The organism is Sinorhizobium sp. 8-89, from assembly GCF_030124325.1.
In the GTDB taxonomy this organism is placed as follows: domain Bacteria; phylum Pseudomonadota; class Alphaproteobacteria; order Rhizobiales; family Rhizobiaceae; genus Sinorhizobium.
Window position 1 is genome coordinate 1 of the sequence record NZ_JASKLR010000019.1, and the last position, 19,312, is coordinate 19,312.

19 protein-coding genes are annotated in these 19,312 nt (G+C 62.7%); 17 read left to right on the forward strand and 2 right to left on the reverse strand.

Annotation, left to right across the window (positions count from 1 at the left end; translation table 11 throughout):
* From QN219_RS25555 to QN219_RS25635, 17 genes are all read left to right on the forward strand, one after another.
* Positions 1-815, forward strand: an 815-nt coding sequence (locus tag QN219_RS25555; protein ID WP_284002915.1) for an FAD-binding protein, incomplete at its 5' end; no start/stop codon positions are given.
* Between the two features lie 17 nt (positions 816-832).
* Positions 833-1,612 (forward strand): succinate dehydrogenase iron-sulfur subunit, encoded by a 780-nt coding sequence (locus QN219_RS25560; protein WP_284002916.1) that lies wholly within the window; start codon positions 833-835, stop codon positions 1,610-1,612.
* 146 nt (positions 1,613-1,758) lie between these two features.
* Positions 1,759-2,355, forward strand: coding sequence for a peptide-methionine (S)-S-oxide reductase MsrA (gene msrA / locus QN219_RS25565; protein ID WP_284002917.1), 597 nt, complete (start codon positions 1,759-1,761; stop codon positions 2,353-2,355).
* A gap of 185 nt (positions 2,356-2,540) precedes the next feature.
* On the forward strand, positions 2,541-3,077 hold the full coding sequence (locus tag QN219_RS25570; protein ID WP_284002918.1) for a protease inhibitor Inh/omp19 family protein: 537 nt from the start codon (positions 2,541-2,543) through the stop codon (positions 3,075-3,077).
* A gap of 117 nt (positions 3,078-3,194) precedes the next feature.
* On the forward strand, positions 3,195-4,346 hold the full coding sequence (gene zapE / locus QN219_RS25575) for a cell division protein ZapE (protein WP_284002919.1): 1,152 nt from the start codon (positions 3,195-3,197) through the stop codon (positions 4,344-4,346).
* A gap of 185 nt (positions 4,347-4,531) precedes the next feature.
* Entirely contained in the window at positions 4,532-5,494 is a 963-nt protein-coding gene (gene mdh / locus QN219_RS25580) for a malate dehydrogenase (RefSeq protein WP_284002920.1), read from the forward strand.
* A gap of 33 nt (positions 5,495-5,527) precedes the next feature.
* Positions 5,528-6,724, forward strand: a complete 1,197-nt coding sequence (sucC, locus tag QN219_RS25585) for an ADP-forming succinate--CoA ligase subunit beta (RefSeq protein ID WP_284002921.1) — start codon at positions 5,528-5,530, stop codon at positions 6,722-6,724.
* Positions 6,725-6,729: 5 nt separating this feature from the next.
* Positions 6,730-7,632 (forward strand): succinate--CoA ligase subunit alpha, encoded by a 903-nt coding sequence (gene sucD, locus QN219_RS25590; RefSeq protein ID WP_284002922.1) that lies wholly within the window; start codon positions 6,730-6,732, stop codon positions 7,630-7,632.
* Positions 7,633-7,796: 164 nt separating this feature from the next.
* Positions 7,797-10,793 (forward strand): 2-oxoglutarate dehydrogenase E1 component, encoded by a 2,997-nt coding sequence (locus QN219_RS25595; protein ID WP_284002924.1) that lies wholly within the window; start codon positions 7,797-7,799, stop codon positions 10,791-10,793.
* A 61-nt stretch (positions 10,794-10,854) separates the two neighbouring features.
* Positions 10,855-12,096, forward strand: a complete 1,242-nt coding sequence (gene odhB, locus QN219_RS25600) for a 2-oxoglutarate dehydrogenase complex dihydrolipoyllysine-residue succinyltransferase (protein WP_284002925.1) — start codon at positions 10,855-10,857, stop codon at positions 12,094-12,096.
* A 50-nt stretch (positions 12,097-12,146) separates the two neighbouring features.
* The gene (locus QN219_RS25605; protein WP_284002927.1) at positions 12,147-12,536 is read left to right on the forward strand and encodes an MAPEG family protein; all 390 of its coding nucleotides are present in this window, start codon (positions 12,147-12,149) and stop codon (positions 12,534-12,536) included.
* A gap of 15 nt (positions 12,537-12,551) precedes the next feature.
* Complete coding sequence (locus QN219_RS25610; protein ID WP_284002929.1) at positions 12,552-12,977, forward strand: VOC family protein; 426 nt, start codon at positions 12,552-12,554, stop codon at positions 12,975-12,977.
* Positions 12,974-13,615: a LysE family transporter gene (locus QN219_RS25615; RefSeq protein ID WP_284002930.1), complete on the forward strand. Its 642-nt coding sequence runs from the start codon at positions 12,974-12,976 to the stop codon at positions 13,613-13,615. Before QN219_RS25610 ends, QN219_RS25615 begins: the two co-directional genes overlap by 4 nt.
* Entirely contained in the window at positions 13,615-14,118 is a 504-nt protein-coding gene (locus tag QN219_RS25620; RefSeq protein WP_405052264.1) for a hypothetical protein, read from the forward strand. The genes QN219_RS25615 and QN219_RS25620 overlap by 1 nt, the downstream gene beginning before the upstream one ends.
* Positions 14,115-14,867, forward strand: coding sequence for an SDR family oxidoreductase (locus QN219_RS25625; RefSeq protein ID WP_284002931.1), 753 nt, complete (start codon positions 14,115-14,117; stop codon positions 14,865-14,867). The genes QN219_RS25620 and QN219_RS25625 overlap by 4 nt, the downstream gene beginning before the upstream one ends.
* 25 nt (positions 14,868-14,892) lie before the next feature.
* Positions 14,893-16,299 carry a dihydrolipoyl dehydrogenase gene (lpdA, locus tag QN219_RS25630; protein WP_284002932.1) on the forward strand — a complete coding sequence of 469 codons (1,407 nt, stop codon included), beginning with the start codon at positions 14,893-14,895 and terminating at the stop codon, positions 16,297-16,299.
* Between the two features lie 180 nt (positions 16,300-16,479).
* Positions 16,480-16,953 carry a DUF2867 domain-containing protein gene (locus QN219_RS25635; RefSeq protein WP_284002933.1) on the forward strand — a complete coding sequence of 158 codons (474 nt, stop codon included), beginning with the start codon at positions 16,480-16,482 and terminating at the stop codon, positions 16,951-16,953.
* Positions 16,954-17,017: 64 nt separating this feature from the next.
* Here the strand turns inward: QN219_RS25635 and QN219_RS25640 are convergent, their stop codons facing one another.
* Both QN219_RS25640 and QN219_RS25645 read right to left on the reverse strand, forming a co-directional pair.
* Positions 17,018-18,103 carry a TraB/GumN family protein gene (locus tag QN219_RS25640; RefSeq protein WP_284002934.1) on the reverse strand — a complete coding sequence of 362 codons (1,086 nt, stop codon included), beginning with the start codon at positions 18,101-18,103 and terminating at the stop codon, positions 17,018-17,020.
* Between the two features lie 254 nt (positions 18,104-18,357).
* Complete coding sequence (locus QN219_RS25645; protein ID WP_284002936.1) at positions 18,358-19,293, reverse strand: tyrosine recombinase XerC; 936 nt, start codon at positions 19,291-19,293, stop codon at positions 18,358-18,360.
* Positions 19,294-19,312 lie beyond the last annotated feature (19 nt).

Genomic DNA, 19,312 nt, shown 5'->3' on the forward strand with positions numbered 1-19,312 from the left:
TTTCCGAGAGCGCGAAGATCTTCGCCGGCGTCGATGTGACCCGCGAGCCGATCCCGGTGCTGCCGACCGTCCACTACAACATGGGTGGCATTCCGACCAATTATTGGGGCGAGGTGCTGAACGCCGACGGTGAGAACCCCGAGCGCATCGCGCCCGGCCTGATGGCGGTCGGCGAAGCGGGCTGCGCCTCGGTTCACGGCGCCAACCGCCTCGGCTCCAATTCGCTAATTGACCTCGTCGTCTTCGGCCGTGCCGCGGCGATCCGTGCCGGCCAGATCATCGACCGCCAGGAATCGATCCCGGCGCTCAACACCGCCGCCTGCGACCGTATTGTCGAGCGCTTCGATCGCCTGCGTCATGCGAATGGCAGGACGCCGACGGCGGTGCTGCGCGAAAAGATGCAGCGCGCCATGCAGGAGGACGCCGCCGTATTCCGCACGCAGGAATCGCTTGCATCCGGCTGCCGCCGTCTGTCGGAAATCTGGAAGGAACTTCCCGACGTCAAGGTTACCGACCGCTCGATGATCTGGAACTCGGACCTTGTCGAAACGCTGGAACTGGAAAACCTGATGGCCAACGCCATCACCACCATCTACGGCGCCGAGGCCCGCAAGGAGAGCCGTGGCTCGCATGCGCGCGAGGATTACACCGAGGGCCCATTCGGCGGGCGCGACGATGTCAACTGGCGCAAGCATACGCTCGCCTGGGTCAACGACGCCGGCGATGTCCGGCTCGATTACCGCCCGGTTCACACCGACCTGATCGCCGAGGGCATCGATCCGATGAAGATCGCCCCGAAGGCGCGCGTGTACTGATCTCGAGGTTTAAGGATATGGTTGAACTCGCTCTCCCCAAGAACTCGCAGATCACCGAAGGCAAGGTCTGGCCGAAGCCGGTCGGCGCGACGAACCTGCGCGAATACCGCGTCTATCGCTGGAACCCGGACGACGGCAAGAACCCGCGCGTCGACACCTACTATATCGACATCGACGACTGTGGCCCGATGGTGCTCGACGGTCTGCTCTACATCAAGAACAAGATCGATCCGACGCTGACGCTGCGCCGCTCCTGTCGCGAGGGCATCTGCGGCTCCTGCGCGATGAACATCGACGGCACCAACACGCTCGCCTGCACCAAGGGCATGGACGAGGTCAAGGGAACCGTGAAGATCTATCCGCTGCCGCATATGCCGGTGGTCAAGGATCTGGTTCCGGATCTCACCAATTTCTATGCCCAGCACCGCTCGATCGAGCCCTGGCTGAAAACCGTTTCGCCGACGCCGGCCAAGGAATGGAAGCAGAGCCACGAGGACCGTCAGAAGCTCGACGGTCTCTACGAGTGCATCCTGTGCGCCTGCTGCTCGACCTCCTGTCCGAGCTACTGGTGGAACGGCGATCGTTATCTCGGCCCGGCCGTTCTCTTGCAGGCCTACCGCTGGCTGATCGACTCCAGAGACGAGGCGACCGGCGAGCGGCTCGACAATCTCGAGGATCCGTTCCGGCTCTACCGCTGCCACACGATCATGAATTGCGCCCAGGCCTGTCCGAAGGGGCTTAACCCGGCCAAGGCGATCGGCGAAATCAAGAAGATGCTGGTCGAGCGCAGGATCTGATCCGGCGGCTTTTTTGTCGGCGACGATTTCGACGGCCGGCTTTCTGGCCTGCCGTTTGCGTATCACGAATTTCACGTCCACGTGTCGGCATTTGATTTGAAACTTTCAACGGTCCTCATAGCTTTAGACTGGGATCGGAGATTGCGATGAATCGTTTGTTGCTTGCACTTGCCGCCGGTTGTCTGATGGCCCTGCCGGCGCGGGCGGCCGAGCCGCAATTCGCGCTGTTTGCCGGCGGCTGCTTCTGGTGCGTCGAGACCGATTTCGATGGTGTGCCCGGCGTGCTCGAGACGATCTCGGGTTACGCCGGTGGCACAAGCGCCAATCCGACCTATGAGGATTACGTGAAGGGCGGTCATCGCGAAGTCGTCCGGATCAAGTTCGATCCGGAAAGGGTTTCCTATTCGACGCTTGTCGCCGTGCTGTTTCACACGACCGACCCGACGGATGGCGGGGGTCAGTTCTGCGATCGCGGTTTTGCCTATACGACGGCGATCTACGCACTCGACGAGAGGCAGGCGATGGACGCGAAGGCCGGAAAGATCAAGGCCGAAGCCGAACTCGGCAAGCCGATCGTCACGCCGGTCGAAGGCGCCGCAAAATTCTGGCCCGCCGAGGACTACCATCAGGACTTCGGCGCGCGAAACCCGATTCGCTACTGGTACTACAGGAACGGCTGCGGCAGGAACCGGGCGGTCGAGGCGCTCTGGGGCGACCGCGCCTATGCCGGGATCAATCACTGATTGTGTTTACGCCAGCTGGATTTTCCATTCTTCCCGAGGGTGCATTCCTCTTCGGACCAACGTTTCAAACGTGCAACAGGTACTGCTGAAATGCCTTCCCTTGATTTGACAGGTGGATTTGCTGTAGTTCGGCCATTATTATCGCGTTGCATCATGGTTCGGCGAAGATATCGGGGGTAAGAGATATGCGGGTTTTTCATGCGGCGGCGGGGCTGGCGGTTGTGCTTGCGCTGACCGGATGCCAGCGGACATCCATGGGTGGTTTCGGTTCTCAGGATGTTTCACCTGCTCCCCTGCAGGCCCAGCCGGTTCCGACGGTTTCGTCGAGCCAGCTCCCTGACCCGACGACGAACACTTCGCAGTTCCCCGCGGCACCGACCGGCGCTGCTGCACCCGGCGGTGCACCGGCGGGCACACAAGTTGCGGCAGCCCCCAACGCGCTCGATGTGACGAAGGAATCGATGGTCGGCAATTGGCGCGTGTCGAGCGCCGGCAGTTCCTGCGACATGTTCCTGACGCTGACGAACCTCGGCAGCGGATCGCGCGGCGGCACGCGCGGCTGCGCCGGTGAACTGACGACGATGGGTTCCTGGGAAGTGGCCGGCAAGCAGGTTGTGCTCAAGGACCGGGGCGGCAGCCCGATCGCCCGCCTTTACAAGACTGCGGACGCGCGCTTCGACGGTTCGACCAACAGCGGGCAGCCGGTGAGCCTCAGCCGCTGACGGCCGTTAACGTCCGGCCCTTGGCCGGATGCGACGCGGGATGAGGACGTGTGAGCAGTTTTCGCCCGTCCCGCGCCTCTCGCGCCGGAATTGTTCCTTGCTCACCTTGGGTGCCGCGTGCTCAACCCAGACGACAGCATTCTCCATAAACTCGAAACGCTCGTCACCACTGGCGAACGCCAGCGCGACCCGGCGCAATTGGCAATCGCCCGGCGGCTCGACCACCTGACGGCGGAACTGCTTGCCAGCAGGCCGTCGCGCAAGTCCAACGCACTTGGCTGGCTTTTCGCCTCGCGCAAGAAGGACCACGCTCCGGTCAAGGGGCTTTACATCCACGGTGGCGTCGGGCGCGGCAAGACGATGCTGATGGACATGTTCTTCGACGCCGTGCCGATCCAGCGCAAGCGCCGGGCGCATTTCCACGAGTTCATGGCGGATGTGCACGAGCGCATCTACAAGCATCGCCAGAAACTCAAGAATGGCGAGACGAAGCAGGCCGACCCGATCCCTCCGGTGGCCTCCGAGCTCTTCGGCGAGGCGCGGCTGCTGTGCTTCGATGAATTCTCGGTCACCGACATTGCCGACGCGATGATCCTGGCGCGCCTCTTCGGCGAGCTTTTTGTCAAGGGCTGCGTGCTCGTCGCGACATCGAACGTTGAGCCGACCGATCTTTACCGCGATGGCCTCAATCGTGGCCTCTTTCTCCCTTTCATCGACCTGCTGAAGGCGAACGCGGAGATCATCTCGCTCGATACCGAGACGGATTACCGCCTGCAGAAGACGGATGGAAATCCGGTCTGGCTTTCGCCGCTCGGTCCGGAGGCGGAAGCCGCGATGGACCGCGCCTGGTATCGCGAGACCGGCGGAGCGCCCGAAGCCCCGGCGGAAATCAGCCGCAAGGGGCGCAAGATCCACGTGCCATCGGCGTCCGGCCGAAGCGCCCGTTTCGCTTTTGCCGACCTCTGCGCGCAGCCGCTCGGTGCCGCCGACTACCTCGCCATCCTGGCGCAATACAGCACGATCTTTGTCGATCACGTTCCGCATCTTGGGCCCCACCTGCGCAACGAGACCAAGCGGTTCATCATCCTCGTCGACGCCCTCTACGACCAGGGCGCGCGCCTCTTTGCCTCCGCCGCGGCCGAACCGCAGCAGCTGCTGACCGCTAAAAAGGGGACGGAGGGCTTCGAATTCGACCGCACCGTATCGCGTCTGATCGAGATGCAAAGCGAGGAATATGCGGCGCAACATCCGGCGAGAACGGCTGTTTGATGACGCAATGGTTACACGAAATCTTACGTTTACGTAAGGATTTTATGATCTAACCGATTGAAATTGCTCTGCCAAAAAGTATCAATTGATATTTTATCATTTGCCGTTTATGGGCTTTCGCGAAGGTTTGGCGTTTGCCGCGTTTCAGGCCTCGATCATATTGGGATCACAAAGGAAGCACTTTCATGGCGCGCAACAAGATTGCACTTATCGGCTCAGGGATGATTGGTGGCACGCTGGCGCATCTCGCCGGCCTGAAGGAACTGGGCGATATTGTCCTGTTCGACATCGCCGACGGCATTCCCCAAGGCAAGGGCCTCGATATCGCACAGTCGTCCCCGGTCGAAGGTTTCGATGCATCGCTCACGGGCGCGAGCGATTATTCTGCGATCGAAGGTGCCGACGTCTGCATCGTGACAGCCGGCGTGCCGCGCAAGCCCGGCATGAGCCGCGATGATCTGCTCGGCATCAACCTCAAGGTCATGGAACAGGTCGGTGCCGGCATCAAGAAATATGCGCCGAACGCATTCGTCATCTGCATCACCAACCCGCTCGACGCCATGGTGTGGGCGCTGCAGAAGTTCTCCGGCCTGCCGAAGAACAAGGTCGTCGGTATGGCCGGCGTTCTCGACTCCTCGCGCTTCCGCCTCTTCCTCAGCCAGGAGTTCAACGTGTCCGTTCAGGACGTAACGGCCTTCGTGCTTGGCGGCCATGGCGACACGATGGTGCCGCTCGCCCGCTACTCGACCGTTGCCGGCATTCCGTTGACCGATCTCGTCCAGATGGGCTGGGTCACCAAGGACCGCCTCGAGGAAATCATCCAGCGCACCCGTGACGGTGGCGCCGAGATCGTCGGCCTCTTGAAGGCCGGCTCGGCCTATTATGCGCCGGCTGCTTCCGCGATCGAGATGGCGGAAGCCTATCTCAAGGACAAGAAGCGCGTGCTTCCCTGTGCGGCCCATCTTTCCGGCCAGTACGGCGTCAAGGACATGTATGTCGGCGTGCCGACGATCATCGGTGCCGGCGGCGTCGAGCGCATCATCGAGATCGATCTCAACAAGAGCGAGAAGGAAGCCTTCGACAACTCGGTCGCGGCGGTCGCTGGCCTTTGCGAAGCCTGCATCAACATCGCGCCCAGCCTGAAGTAACCGCCATCCGGCCAATCAGACAGGAATAACCCCATGAATATTCATGAATATCAGGCCAAGGCTCTGCTGAAGAGCTATGGCGCGCCGGTCGCCGAAGGCGTCGCGATCTTCTCCGCCGACGAAGCGGAAGCCGCTGCGAAGAAGCTGCCGGGACCGCTCTACGTCGTGAAGAGCCAGATCCACGCCGGTGGTCGCGGCAAGGGCAAGTTCAAGGAACTCGGCCCCGACGCCAAGGGCGGCGTGCGGCTCGCAAAATCCGTCGACGAGGTTGTGGCGAACGCGAAGGAGATGCTTGGCAACACGCTGGTGACCAAGCAGACCGGTCCGGCCGGCAAGCAGGTCAACCGCCTCTACATCGAGGACGGTGCCGACATCGACCGCGAACTCTATCTCTCGATCCTCGTCGATCGGTCCGTCGGTCAGGTTGCCTTTGTCGTTTCGACCGAGGGCGGCATGGACATCGAAGCGGTTGCCGAGCATACGCCGGAGAAGATCGTCACTGTCGCGATCGACCCGGACAAGGGCGTCACCGCAGAAAATCTGAAGACGCTCGCCGAGGCGCTGAAGCTCGAAGGCGAAGCGCGTGCCGATGCTGAAAAGCTCTTCCCGATCCTCTACAAGGCCTTCGTCGAGAAGGACATGAGCCTGCTGGAGGTCAATCCGCTTATCGTCATGAAGAACGGCCGCATGCGCGTGCTCGACGCCAAGGTCTCCTTCGACGGCAACGCGCTCTTCCGCCACGAGGACGTGGTCGCGCTGCGCGACACGACGGAAGAGGACGAGAAGGAAATCGAAGCCTCCAAGCATGACCTCGCCTATGTCGCTCTCGACGGCAACATCGGCTGCATGGTCAACGGGGCCGGGCTTGCCATGGCGACCATGGACATCATCAAGCTCTATGGCGCGGAGCCAGCGAACTTCCTCGACGTCGGCGGCGGCGCTTCGAAGGAAAAGGTGACGCACGCCTTCAAAATCATTACTGCCGATCCGGCCGTTAAGGGCATTCTCGTCAACATCTTCGGCGGCATCATGAAGTGCGACGTCATCGCCGAAGGCGTGCTCGCTGCCGTCAAGGAAGTGGGTCTCAAGGTGCCGCTCGTCGTTCGCCTCGAAGGCACCAATGTCGAGCTTGGCAAGAAGATCATCAATGAATCGGGCCTCAACGTCATCTCCGCCGATGACCTGGACGATGCCGCCCAGAAGATCGTTGCAGCCGTGAAGGGAGCCTGAGGCCGATGTCCATCCTGATCAACAAAGACACCAAGGTCCTGGTTCAGGGCCTGACCGGCAAGACCGGTACCTTCCACACCGAACAGGCGCTCGCCTATAACGGCACGAAGATGGTCGGCGGTATCCACCCGAAGAAGGGTGGCGAGACCTGGACCGGCGCCAAGGGCGAAGAGCTTCCGATCTTCGCCTCGGTTGCCGAAGGCCGTGACGCGACCGGCGCTAATGCATCGGTCATCTATGTGCCGCCGGCAGGCGCTGCCGCCGCGATCATCGAGGCGATCGACGCGGAAATTCCGCTGATCGTCTGCATCACCGAGGGCATCCCGGTCGCCGACATGGTCAAGGTCAAGGCGCGGCTCGAGAAGTCGTCCTCGCGCCTCATCGGCCCGAACTGCCCGGGCGTGCTGACCCCGAACGAATGCAAGATCGGCATCATGCCGGGCAATATCTTCCGCAAGGGCTCGGTCGGCGTTCTGTCGCGCTCCGGTACGCTCACCTATGAGGCCGTCTTCCAGACCACCAACGAAGGTCTCGGCCAGACGACCGCTGTCGGCATCGGCGGCGACCCGGTCAAGGGCACCGAATTCATCGACGTGCTCGAAATGTTCCTCGCCGACGACGAGACCAAGTCGATCATCATGATCGGCGAGATCGGCGGCTCGGCTGAAGAGGACGCGGCGCAATTCCTGAAGGACGAAGCCAAGCGCGGCCGCAAGAAGCCGATGGTCGGCTTCATCGCCGGCCGCACGGCCCCCCCCGGCCGCACCATGGGCCATGCCGGCGCGGTCATTTCCGGCGGCAAGGGCGGCGCGGAAGACAAGATCGCGGCGATGGAATCGGCCGGCATCCGCGTCTCGCCGTCGCCGGCACGCCTCGGCAAGACACTGGTCGAAGTCCTGAAGGGCTGAGGCTCCGATAGCGAGGCTCGGGGCCGGCGCCGAGTGCCGGCCCTCAGCCGAACCAATTTATGACGCAAGCTTGGCGCACTAGAAGCGCCGAATAAACGTGAACGACCGGGAAGACCCGGCATCCAACTTTAGTCAGGAGGCGAACCAGGGGTTCGCGAGAGACCATGACAAGGCAAGAGGCCAACGAGCAATTCCAGCTCACATCGTTTCTGGATGGCGCCAACGCTGCTTACATAGAGCAGCTCTATGCACGCTTCGAAGCGGATCCGTCCTCCGTTTCGTCCGAATGGCAATCCTTCTTCAAGGCGCTCGCCGACCGGCCGGAAGACGTTGTGAAGGCCGCCAAGGGCGCCTCCTGGAAGAAAAGCAACTGGCCGATCGCGGCCAATGGCGAACTCGTGTCGGCGCTCGACGGCGACTGGGGCGCCGTAGAAAAGGTCATCGAAAAGAAGGTCAAGGCCAAGGTCGAGGAAGCCGCGGCCGTCACGGGCGTCCCGGTCAGCGAAGCGGAGGTCCATCAGTCGACGCGCGATTCCGTCCGCGCCATCATGATGATCCGCGCCTACCGCATGCGCGGCCATCTCCATGCCAAGCTCGATCCGCTCGGCCTTGCCGATCCGGTCGAGGACTACGATGAGCTTTCGCCGAAGTCCTACGGCTTCGAGGAGAAGGATTACGACCGCAAGATCTTCATCGACAACGTGCTCGGCCTCGAATACGCGACCGTGCGCGAAATGGTTGAAATCCTCGAACGCACCTATTGCTCGACGATGGGCGTCGAATTCATGCATATGTCCAACCCCGAGGAAAAGGCCTGGATCCAGGCCCGCATCGAAGGTCCGGACAAGGGCGTCGAATTCACGGCCGAGGGCAAGCGGGCGATCCTGCAGAAGCTCGTCGAATCCGAAGGCTTCGAGCAGTTCATCGACGTCAAGTACAAGGGCACGAAGCGCTTCGGCCTCGACGGCGGCGAGTCGCTGATCCCGGCGCTGGAGCAGATCATCAAGCGCGGCGGCCAGGAAGGCCTCAAGGAAATCGTCCTCGGCATGGCCCACCGCGGCCGCCTCAACGTGCTTTCCCAGGTGATGGCCAAGCCGCATCGCGCCATCTTCCACGAGTTCAAGGGCGGCTCCTATGCACCCGATGACGTGGAAGGTTCCGGCGACGTCAAATATCACCTCGGCGCTTCGTCCGACCGCGAATTCGACGGCAACAAGGTGCACCTGTCGCTGACGGCGAACCCGTCGCATCTCGAGATCGTCAACCCGGTCGTCATGGGCAAGGCGCGCGCCAAGCAGGACCAGATGGCGACCGTGTTCGAGGGCGACATCATTCCGCTGCGCGAACGCGTCAAGGTCATGCCGCTTCTGCTGCATGGCGACGCGGCCTTTGCCGGGCAGGGCGTCATCGCAGAAATCCTCGGCCTTTCTGGTCTGCGCGGTCACCGCGTTGCAGGCACCGTACACTTCATCATCAACAACCAGATCGGCTTCACCACGAACCCGGCCTTCTCGCGCTCGTCGCCCTATCCGTCGGACGTGGCGAAGATGATCGAAGCGCCGATCTTCCACGTGAACGGCGATGATCCGGAAGCCGTTGTCTACGCGGCCAAGGTCGCGACCGAGTTCCGGATGAAGTTCCACAAGCCGGTCGTCGTCGATATGTTCTGCTATCGCCGCTTTGGCCACAACGAAGGCGACGAGCCAGCGTTCACGCAGCCGAAGATGTACAAGGCCATCCGCGCCCACAAGACGGTCGTCCAGCTCTATTCCGAACGGCTGATCGCCGAAGGTCTCATGACCGAAGGCGAAGTCGAGAAGATGAAGGCCGACTGGCGCGCCCATCTCGAGCAGGAGTTCGAGATAGGCCAGTCCTACAAGCCGAACAAGGCCGACTGGCTCGACGGCGTCTGGTCGGGCCTGCGCACGGCCGACAACCAGGACGAGCAGCGCCGCGGCCGGACTTCGGTGCCAATGAAACAGCTGAAGGAAGTCGGCCGCAAGATTTCCGAGATCCCGGCTGGCTTTAACGCGCACCGGACGATCCAGCGCTTCATGGAAAACCGCGCCAGCATGGTGCAGACCGGCGAGGGGATCGACTGGGCGATGGCGGAAGCGCTTGCCTTCGGCACGCTCGTCACAGAAGGCACGAAGATCCGCCTCTCGGGGCAGGACTGCGAGCGCGGCACGTTCTCGCAGCGCCATTCGGTTCTTTATGATCAGCAGACGGAAGAGCGCTACATCCCGCTCGCCAACCTGTCGCCGACCCAGGCACGCTACGAGGTCATCAACTCGATGCTCTCGGAAGAGGCGGTGCTCGGCTTCGAATACGGCTATTCGCTTGCCCGCCCGAACGCGCTGACGCTGTGGGAAGCCCAGTTCGGCGACTTCGCCAACGGCGCGCAGGTGGTCTTCGACCAGTTCATCTCGTCCGGCGAACGCAAGTGGCTGCGCATGTCCGGCCTCGTCTGCCTGCTGCCGCACGGCTATGAAGGCCAGGGGCCGGAGCACTCGTCCGCACGCCTCGAACGCTTCCTGCAGCTCTGCGCGGAAGACAACATGCAGGTCGCCAACGTCACCACGCCGGCGAACTACTTCCACATCCTGCGCCGCCAGGTGAAGCGCGACTTCCGCAAGCCGCTGATCCTGATGACGCCGAAGTCGCTGCTCCGCCACAAGCGGGCGGTCTCCAGCCTCTCCGAAATGGCGGGCGAGAGCTCCTTCCACCGGCTGCTCTGGGACGATGCGGAGGTCATCAAGGACGGCCCGATCAAGCTGCAGAAGGATTCGAAGATCCGCCGCGTCGTGCTCTGCACCGGCAAGGTCTACTACGACCTGCTCGAGGAGCGCGAGAAGCGCGGCATCGACGACATCTACCTGCTGCGCGTCGAGCAGCTCTATCCGTTTCCGGCCAAGGCTCTGATCAACGAACTCAGCCGCTTCCGCAATGCGGAGATGGTGTGGTGCCAGGAAGAGCCGAAGAACATGGGCGCCTGGTCGTTCATCGATCCCTATCTCGAATGGGTGCTCGCCCATATCGATGCCAAATACCAGCGGGTGCGTTATACCGGCCGTCCGGCCGCCGCGTCGCCGGCGACGGGCCTGATGTCCAAGCACATGGCGCAGCTTGCCGCTTTCCTCGAGGACGCGCTGGGGGGCTGACGAAGCCCCTCACGGTCTGCCAATCGACAGAAACAGATATCTGATCAACGGAACAAAAATCATGGCAACAGAAATCCGCGTTCCCACTCTTGGCGAATCCGTCAGCGAAGCGACCGTCGGCACCTGGTTCAAGAAGGTTGGCGATGCGATCAAGGCCGACGAACCGATCCTCGAACTCGAGACCGACAAGGTGACGATCGAAGTGCCGGCGCCGGCCGCTGGCACGCTTTCCGAAATCGTAGCGCAGGCGGGCGAGACCGTCGGCCTTGGCGCGCTGCTCGGCCAGATCGCAGAAGGCGCCGGTGCGGCGGCGGCTGCTCCGGCTCCGGCGGAGAAGAAGCCTGAACCGGCTGCGGCCGCCCCGGCCGCGCAGCCCGCCGCTGCAGCGCCAGCACCGCAGGCGCCGACGTCGATGCCGCCGGCACCGGCCGCCGCCAAGCTCTTGGCGGAAAACAGCCTCTCCGCCGATCAGGTCGACGGTTCGGGCAAGCGTGGCCAGGTGCTGAAGGGCGACGTGATCGCTGCTCTCGCCAAGGGCATTTCGGCCCCCGCCGCTGAACCGGCGAAAGTCCAAGCGCGTGCGCCGGCGCCGGCCGAGGACGCCGTGCGCGAGGAACGAGTCAAGATGACGCGCCTGCGCCAGACGATCGCCAAGCGCCTCAAGGATGCACAGAACACGGCCGCGATGCTCACCACCTACAACGAGGTGGACATGAGCGCGGTGATGAGCCTGCGTAACAAGTACAAGGACATTTTCGAGAAGAAGCACGGCGTCAAGCTCGGCTTCATGGGCTTCTTCACCAAGGCCGTCACGCATGCGCTCAAGGAACTGCCGGCGGTCAACGCCGAGATCGACGGCACGGACGTCATCTACAAGAACTTCTGCCACATCGGCGTTGCCGTCGGTACCGACAAGGGTCTCGTCGTTCCGGTCGTGCGCGATGCCGACCAGATGTCGATCGCCGAGATAGAGAAGGAAATCGGCCGCCTCGGCAAGGCCGCTCGCGATGGCGCGCTGTCGATGGCCGACATGCAGGGCGGTACCTTCACCATCTCCAACGGCGGCGTCTATGGTTCGCTGATGTCCTCGCCGATCCTCAACGCGCCGCAGTCCGGCATCCTCGGCATGCACAAGATCCAGGACCGGCCGGTTGCGATCGGCGGACAGGTCGTCATCCGTCCGATGATGTATCTCGCTCTCTCCTACGACCACCGTATCGTCGACGGCAAGGAAGCAGTTACCTTCCTGGTGCGCGTCAAGGAGAGCCTCGAAGATCCGGAACGCCTGGTGCTCGATCTCTAAGACAGGCGGGGCGCGACAAGCAGCCCCCGCTTCTTCCTTCGGGTGCGCGGATGTCGCTGGAACTGACTTACCTGCTCGCGAGCGCAGCGCTGGCCTTCGTCTACATGATGACGCAGGCGGGCGCCTACCGCTTGCAGCACGGGCTTGTCGACCGGGACCCAAACCGAGACGTGGAGGAACGGCCGAACATGCTGACCGCGCGCGCCGGGCGCGCGCTTCGCAACTTTCAAGAGACCTATCCGATCTTCATTGTGCTCGTGGTCGTGGTAGAGTTCACCGGCCGCAGCGGGCTGCTGACGCAGTGGGGTGCGATCATCTGGTTCTGGGCGCGGGCCGTCTATCTGCCGGTCTATGTCGCCGGGCTCGGGCGGGTTCGCTCGGCGATCTGGGCTGTATCGGCAGTGGGGTTGGCGCTGATCCTTGCAGGCATTCTCATCTAGACGGAGGAGAAAAGCATGGCATTCGAACCGAACGTTCCCCCGATCCAGGCTCATATCTGCGTGAAGGACGGCCTCGCCGCCATCGCCTTCTACGAGAAGGCATTCGGCGCGGTTAACACGTTCCACCAGATGGCCGAGGACGGTAAACGTGTCATGCATGCCAATCTCGCCCTGTTCGGCGGCGAGATCATGCTGCATGACGAGTTTCCGGAATTCGGAATGAGTATCCGTTCGCCCAAGACGGCCGGCGGCGCCAGCGTCGCGATCAATATCAATCTTGCGAAGCCGGAGGATGTCGATGCGGCCTTTGTCAAGGCGATCGCCGCCGGGGCATCGACAGTGATGGAACCGCAGGATACGTTCTGGCAAGCACGCTATGCGCGCATCCAGGATCCCTTCGGTCACATCTGGGCCTTCAACGCACCGGTCGCAAAATCATGAGCAATTATTTGATCGAACTCGCATCATTGATGGCGATCTTCTCGTTCGCCATCATCTCGCCCGGCGCCGATCTCGCCATGGTGATGCGGCAGTCTCTGGTGCATGGGCGCCGTCAGGCGATCATCACCTCCTTCGGCATCGGCACGTCGCTGATGTTTCACGTCAGCTACACCATCCTCGGGCTGGGGCTGATCATTTCCCAGTCGATCTATCTCTTCAACATCGTCAAATGGTGCGGCGTCGCTTACCTGATCTATATCGGTATCAAGGCACTCCGCGCCGGCCAGACGGAAATCACGGCCGAAGCCGGAGAGGATGCAGGGGCGGGCAGGGCACAGTCGGTGCTAAGAGCCTTCGGCCTCGGCTTCGCCGCCAATGCGCTTAACCCGAAAGCGGTCTTCTTCTTCTTGTCGATCTTCTCGACGGTGGTCAGCGCGCATACGCCTTTGATGGTCAAGTTTGGCTACGGCCTCGTCATGGCGAGCGCTCTCATCCTCTGGTTCGTCGGCGTCAGCCTGTTCATGACGACGCCGCGGATGCGTGCTGCCTTCACCCGGGCGAGCAAGTGGATCGACCGGGCAAGCGGCCTCGTCTTCATCGCGCTTGGGCTGAAGCTTGCGACGGAGAAGGCCGCCTGATGATCAGCCGCAGCGTTTTGCCAGCTTCGCTTGCCATCGCGCTGGTCGCTACTCCTGTGCTTGCCGACGAGTGCCGGCAAGCACATGCGATCTATGGCGATGCGGACGGCGGCTACGAGCTGCGCTTCGAGCCGGTCGGCTCCGAAAGCGCTGCCACCAGCAATCACTTCAAGGTTAGCGTCGAGAAATCGGGACTGCTTCTTGATGGCGTCGTCCTGTGGTCGGGCGAACCGGAGCGCTCGAACGGGATCGTGATGCACAATTGCCCGACCGGTGACGTGACCGGCGAGGAATTGAGAGCCTGCACCGTCTGGGAAGGCGTGATCTACGCGGCCGACAAGGCGGGCGGCATCGGGCTGCTTCAGGCGGAGGATGCCCCGGCCGCCGAGCAGATCCTGCTTCCGGGCTTCGGCCCGGCACTCACGGAGTCGAGTGCCTGGGGCAAGGGGAAGGCAAGCGTCGACAGCTCGGATGTCTTTAAATTCAAGGGATGTGCTGCATGAGTGGCGAGCGCGTTCTTCTCGTCACCGGCGGCAGCCGCGGCATAGGTGCCGCCGTCTGCGTCGCGGCCGCCAGGGAAGGCTGGCGCGTGGCGGTCAACTACGCTTCCAACCGGAAAGCGGCGGAAGACGTGGTGCGTGCGATCGAGGAGGCGGGCAGCGTCGCGATTGCCGTTGAGGGAGACGTCGGTTCCGAAGCCGGTGTGAAGGCGATCTTCTCCGCCGTCGATGCCGGCTTTGGCAGGCTCGACGGCCTGGTCAACAATGCCGGTATTGTCGGCCCGCCGCAGCGCATCGACGAGATTTCGGCGGAACGGCTGGACCGGATGCTCCGCGTGAACGTGACCGGCTCGATCCGCTGTGCCGCCGAAGCGGTACTGAGGATGTCGACGCGCCACGGGGGACGCGGCGGTTCTATCGTCAATCTGACCTCCATCGCCGCCGTGCTGGGCGCACCGGGCCAATATGTGGACTACGCCACCACGAAGGGTGCGATCGACACTTTCACCGTCGGCCTCGCGCGTGAAGTGGCGGCAGAAGGCATTCGCGTGAACGCCGTGCGTCCGGGCATCATCGATACGGAAATTCATGCCTCCGGCGGCCTGCCGGATCGCGCCCGCGATCTGGCGCCTTCGATCCCCATGCAACGTCCCGGCACGGCCGGCGAAGTTGCCGATGCAATTCTCTATCTCCTGTCGGATAAGGCGACCTATGTGACGGGAGCAATTCTCAACGTCAGCGGCGGCCGGTAACCGCCCCTGAAACAAGGATTATCAAATGGCTTATGATCTCATCGTTATCGGAAGCGGCCCCGGCGGCTATGTCTGCGCCATCAAGGCGGCGCAACTGGGCATGAAGGTTGCCGTGGTCGAGAAGCGTAGCACCTATGGCGGCACCTGCCTCAATGTCGGCTGCATCCCCTCCAAGGCTTTGCTGCACGCTTCCGAGATGTATCACCACGCACAGCACGGTCTTGATGCGCTGGGTGTGGAGGTCGCAAGCCCGAAGCTCAATCTCGAGAAGATGATGGCCCACAAGGATGCGACCGTTAAGTCGAATGTCGACGGCGTCGCCTTCCTCTTCAAGAAGAACAAGATCGACGGTTTTCAGGGCACGGGCAAGGTTCTGGGCCAAGGCAAGGTTTCGGTAACGAACGACAAGGGCGAGGAGCAGGTCCTCGAAGCGAAGAATGTGGTGATCGCGACCGGCTCCGACGTCGCGGGCATACCGGGCGTTGAGGTCGAGTTCGACGAGAAGGTCATCATCTCCTCGACCGGTGGCCTCGAGCTGGAGAAGGTACCGGCGAGCATGGTCGTCGTCGGCGGCGGCGTCATCGGACTGGAGCTCGGCTCGGTCTGGGCACGTCTCGGCGCCAAGGTCACGGTAGTCGAATTCCTCGACACGATTCTCGGCGGCATGGACGGCGAAGTCGCCAAGCAGCTTCACCGGATGCTGACGAAGCAGGGCATCGACATCAAGCTCGGCGCCAAGGTGACCGCCGTCTCCAAGCCGGGCAGTGGCGCAAAGGTGACGTTCGAGCCGGTCAAGGGCGGCGAGTCGACCACGATCGACGCGGATGTCGTGTTGATCGCCACTGGCCGGAAGCCCTGCACCGAGGGTCTGGGCCTCGCAAAGGCGGGCGTCGTCATGGATGCGCGCGGCCGTGTCGAGATCGACCATCACTTCCAGACGAGCGTGGCGGGCGTCTATGCTATCGGCGACGTGGTGCGCGGGCCGATGCTCGCCCACAAAGCCGAGGACGAAGGCGTTGCCGTCGCGGAGATCATCGCCGGACAGGCCGGTCACGTGAACTACGACGTCATTCCCGGCGTCGTATACACCCAACCGGAGGTCGCTTCGATCGGCAAGACCGAGGAGGAGCTCAAGGCCGCGGGCGTCGCCTACAAGGTCGGCAAGTTCCCCTTCACCGCCAATGGCCGCGCCCGCGCTATGCTTCAGACGGATGGTTTCGTTAAAATCCTGGCCGACAAGGAAACCGACCGTGTGCTCGGCGGCCATATCGTCGGCTTCGGCGCCGGCGAAATGATTCACGAGATCGCCGTGCTGATGGAATTCGGCGGCTCGTCGGAGGACCTCGGACGCACGTGCCACGGACATCCGACCATGTCGGAAGCAGTCAAGGAGGCGGCTCTCGCCACCTTCTTCAAGCCGATCCATATGTGACATTACAGCGCGGCACATCTTTTCAAACGCTCGAAACGACGCTTTAGCGCTTTGAAACGATGCATGATTCTGTCTTGGTCGCCTTCGACCAAGACAGTGGCTGCGGGGGCTGCGACAAGCGGCCCCCTACCATGCGCGGCCGACCGACGCGAACATGAACGAGCCAATAGAGGATCGTTCATGAGACCGCGAAGTGTTGCCGCTCACCTTCCGAATGCGATACTGCCCGAAGCCGACTGGGCGGACCGCTACGAACTGCTCATTCTGAACGAGCGGCTGACGGCGCGTGAGGCGGCGCGGCGAATGCTCGAGCCGCTGCCGGGTTGGATTCGAATCCTTCTGGCGCTTCGCAACAGGATCGTGTCGTTCGTCGGGCTGAAGACTGCGGCACCCGCCGCAGCCGATAGCCTGATTGGCTTTTTTCCCGTCCTGCGAGATGACGAGCGCAAGGCGGTTCTCGGCTTCGACGACCGGCATCTGGACTTTCGCATTGTCGTGGACGTCCGCGACGGGCCGGCGGAATGCCAGGTGATCGGCGTCACGACCCTGGTGCGTCGCCGGAATATTCTCGGCCGCATCTATCTCGCGGTTGTCACGCCTTTCCACAAGACGATCGTCCCGACGCTGTTGGCCGGGCTGAACGAGCGGCGGTGAACGGGGGCGATTCTAATGACGCGGGATGCGGGCGGAAAACCGCGCACACCTTTCCTCATCCCGCTCAGTTTGTCCGCGTGACGGTGAAGCCGCGCTGGCGCAGCAGCTCGACCAGGCCTTCCGGACCGGAAAGATGCAGCGCGCCAACGGCCATGAAGACATTGCCGCCCTTCAGGATCGGCTCGGCCCGCGCCGCCATGATCTTGTTGCGGTCGATGATGATGCGCTGCTCGAAATCGGCAAAACCGAAGTCGCTTGCCGCGGTCTGTGTGGAGACGGACTTCATCATCGGCATGATCATTCCGGTGTCGCCGGAAAGATAGAGATCAGTGGTTGTCTGCATGACATCGTCGATCGTCTTGCCGAGCGCCAGCGTTTCGATCAACGCCTGAAGGTGAAGCTCGACAGGCAGCGAGTCCATTGCCGAAAGCTGCTCGACCAGCGTTTCCAGTCCTTTCAGCGTTTTTCCTTCCTTGACGGCATCCTCCGCAAGCTTCTTGTCGAGGAAGGAAGCGCCGGCAGCCTTGCGCGAGATTTCGCATGCCGGGAGGGCGACGAAGCTCGCAATCATCCAGGGCTTCATCTTGGCGACGAGCGGCAGCGGAATGCCACGTTGCTTGAGGCCGCTTTCCAGGCGCAGGCGATCCTCCGGCTTGAGAAAGTCGTTGATCGTCTTGTCTCCGGCGAACATGGTGAGGTCGGGACGCATCATGATCGCGGCCGCCGCCTTCGTGTCGTCGACGATCTCGTCCGATTCGACGATCACGATCGCCGCCTTGGTAAAAGCGTCTACCGCGCCCTCCGGCATCGCCAAAACACGCGGGTCGGTAACGTGCATGGTGCCGAGCAGCCAGGAGGGTGCCGACCCCTGGCTTTCGATTTTCCAGAGGAGGCCCTTTCCGTTCGGAACTGCGTTCGCCTCCTGGCGCAGTGCGGCAAGGCGCGCCGGGTCCGACTGTTCCATGCTCGCCAGGATATTGGTGCCGCCGCAGGTGGACTCTTCGGTGGCGCCGGCGTCCGAAATCGAGAGCAGCGCGGCGATGAGGGTCGCGAGCACCAGAAGATGCAGGAACGCGATCAGCCACAGGACGCCGTCCGTAAGCCTGACAGCGAGATTGCGAGCGGATCTTGAGATCGGAAACGTTGTCATCGGGCACCGAATTCTGGGCAATTCTACTCGAAACCACGCGATTCCGGACGGAAAATCGTCATACACTTCTCCTGCCGCATGTCTCCATGAACCGGAGCCAATACAAAGATAAATACATGCAGCAATTCAAGGTGCTACAGACCTTTGTGCGCCCGAAAAGACGCGCGGCGCTGTGGAATTGCTCTCTCGAACCCTACGCCTTGCCGGTCACGGGTTCCTTAACGAGCTTGGTTAATCCGCCACTTCGCCGAATTTCAGGCGCGCGGATGGGCTCGATCGTAAATTTCGAGGAGCCGCGTCGAATCGACGCCGGTGTAGACCTGCGTCGTCGAGAGGCTCGCATGGCCGAGCAGTTCCTGGATGGTGCGCAGGTCGCCGCCGCCGGCGAGAAGATGCGTGGCGAAGGAATGACGCAGCGCGTGCGGTGTCGCTGAATCGGGGAGGCCGAGTGCCGCCCGCAGCTTCTGCATTTCGCGTTGGATGATCGCCGGCTGAAGCGTCGCGCCTCGGCTGCCGCGAAACATCGGCGCATCCGCCGCGAGGTGGTAGGGACAAAGCCCTGTGTAGGTCGCCACGGCGTCGGTCGCCGCGGCAATGAGCGGAACGATTCGCGTCTTGCCACCTTTGCCGGTGATACGCAGCGAGGAACTGGCGCCGGCAAAATCGTCGGGCGTCAGCGCGAGCGCCTCGGATATGCGCAGGCCGCAGCCGTAGAGCAGCGTCAGAACGGCGGCGTTACGGGCCGCGATCCACGGCTCCTCCGCGAGTTGCGCGTCGGTCGTCACGACCTTCAGCGCATCGCGGTCCGTCAGCGGTTTCGGCAGGGAATTCGGTTGCTTCGGCGAGCGCACCGCTTGGGCGCCCGCGGCATTGGCGAGGCCATTTTTCTCCAGATAGCGCAGGAACGAGCGAAGCCCCGCGAGCCCGCGTCCGAGGGTGCGTGCGCCCACACCCTGCTTGCGCCGCTGTGCAAGAAAGCCGCGCAGGTCGGCCGGGCGCAGTGTGCGGATGTCCGCCAGGCGCGGCGGCCCGGCGAGATGGCCGGTCAGGAAGGTCAGGAATTGTCGGGTGTCGCGCTCGTAAGCCTCGACCGTTTTTGCGGACAGTCGGCGCTCCCGGCTGAGGCTCGCCAGCCAGCGCTGGCGTTCCGCCATGACTTCGGGATGACCAATTGCAAGAAGCTCGTTCATCGTTGCTCCGGCGATTCTG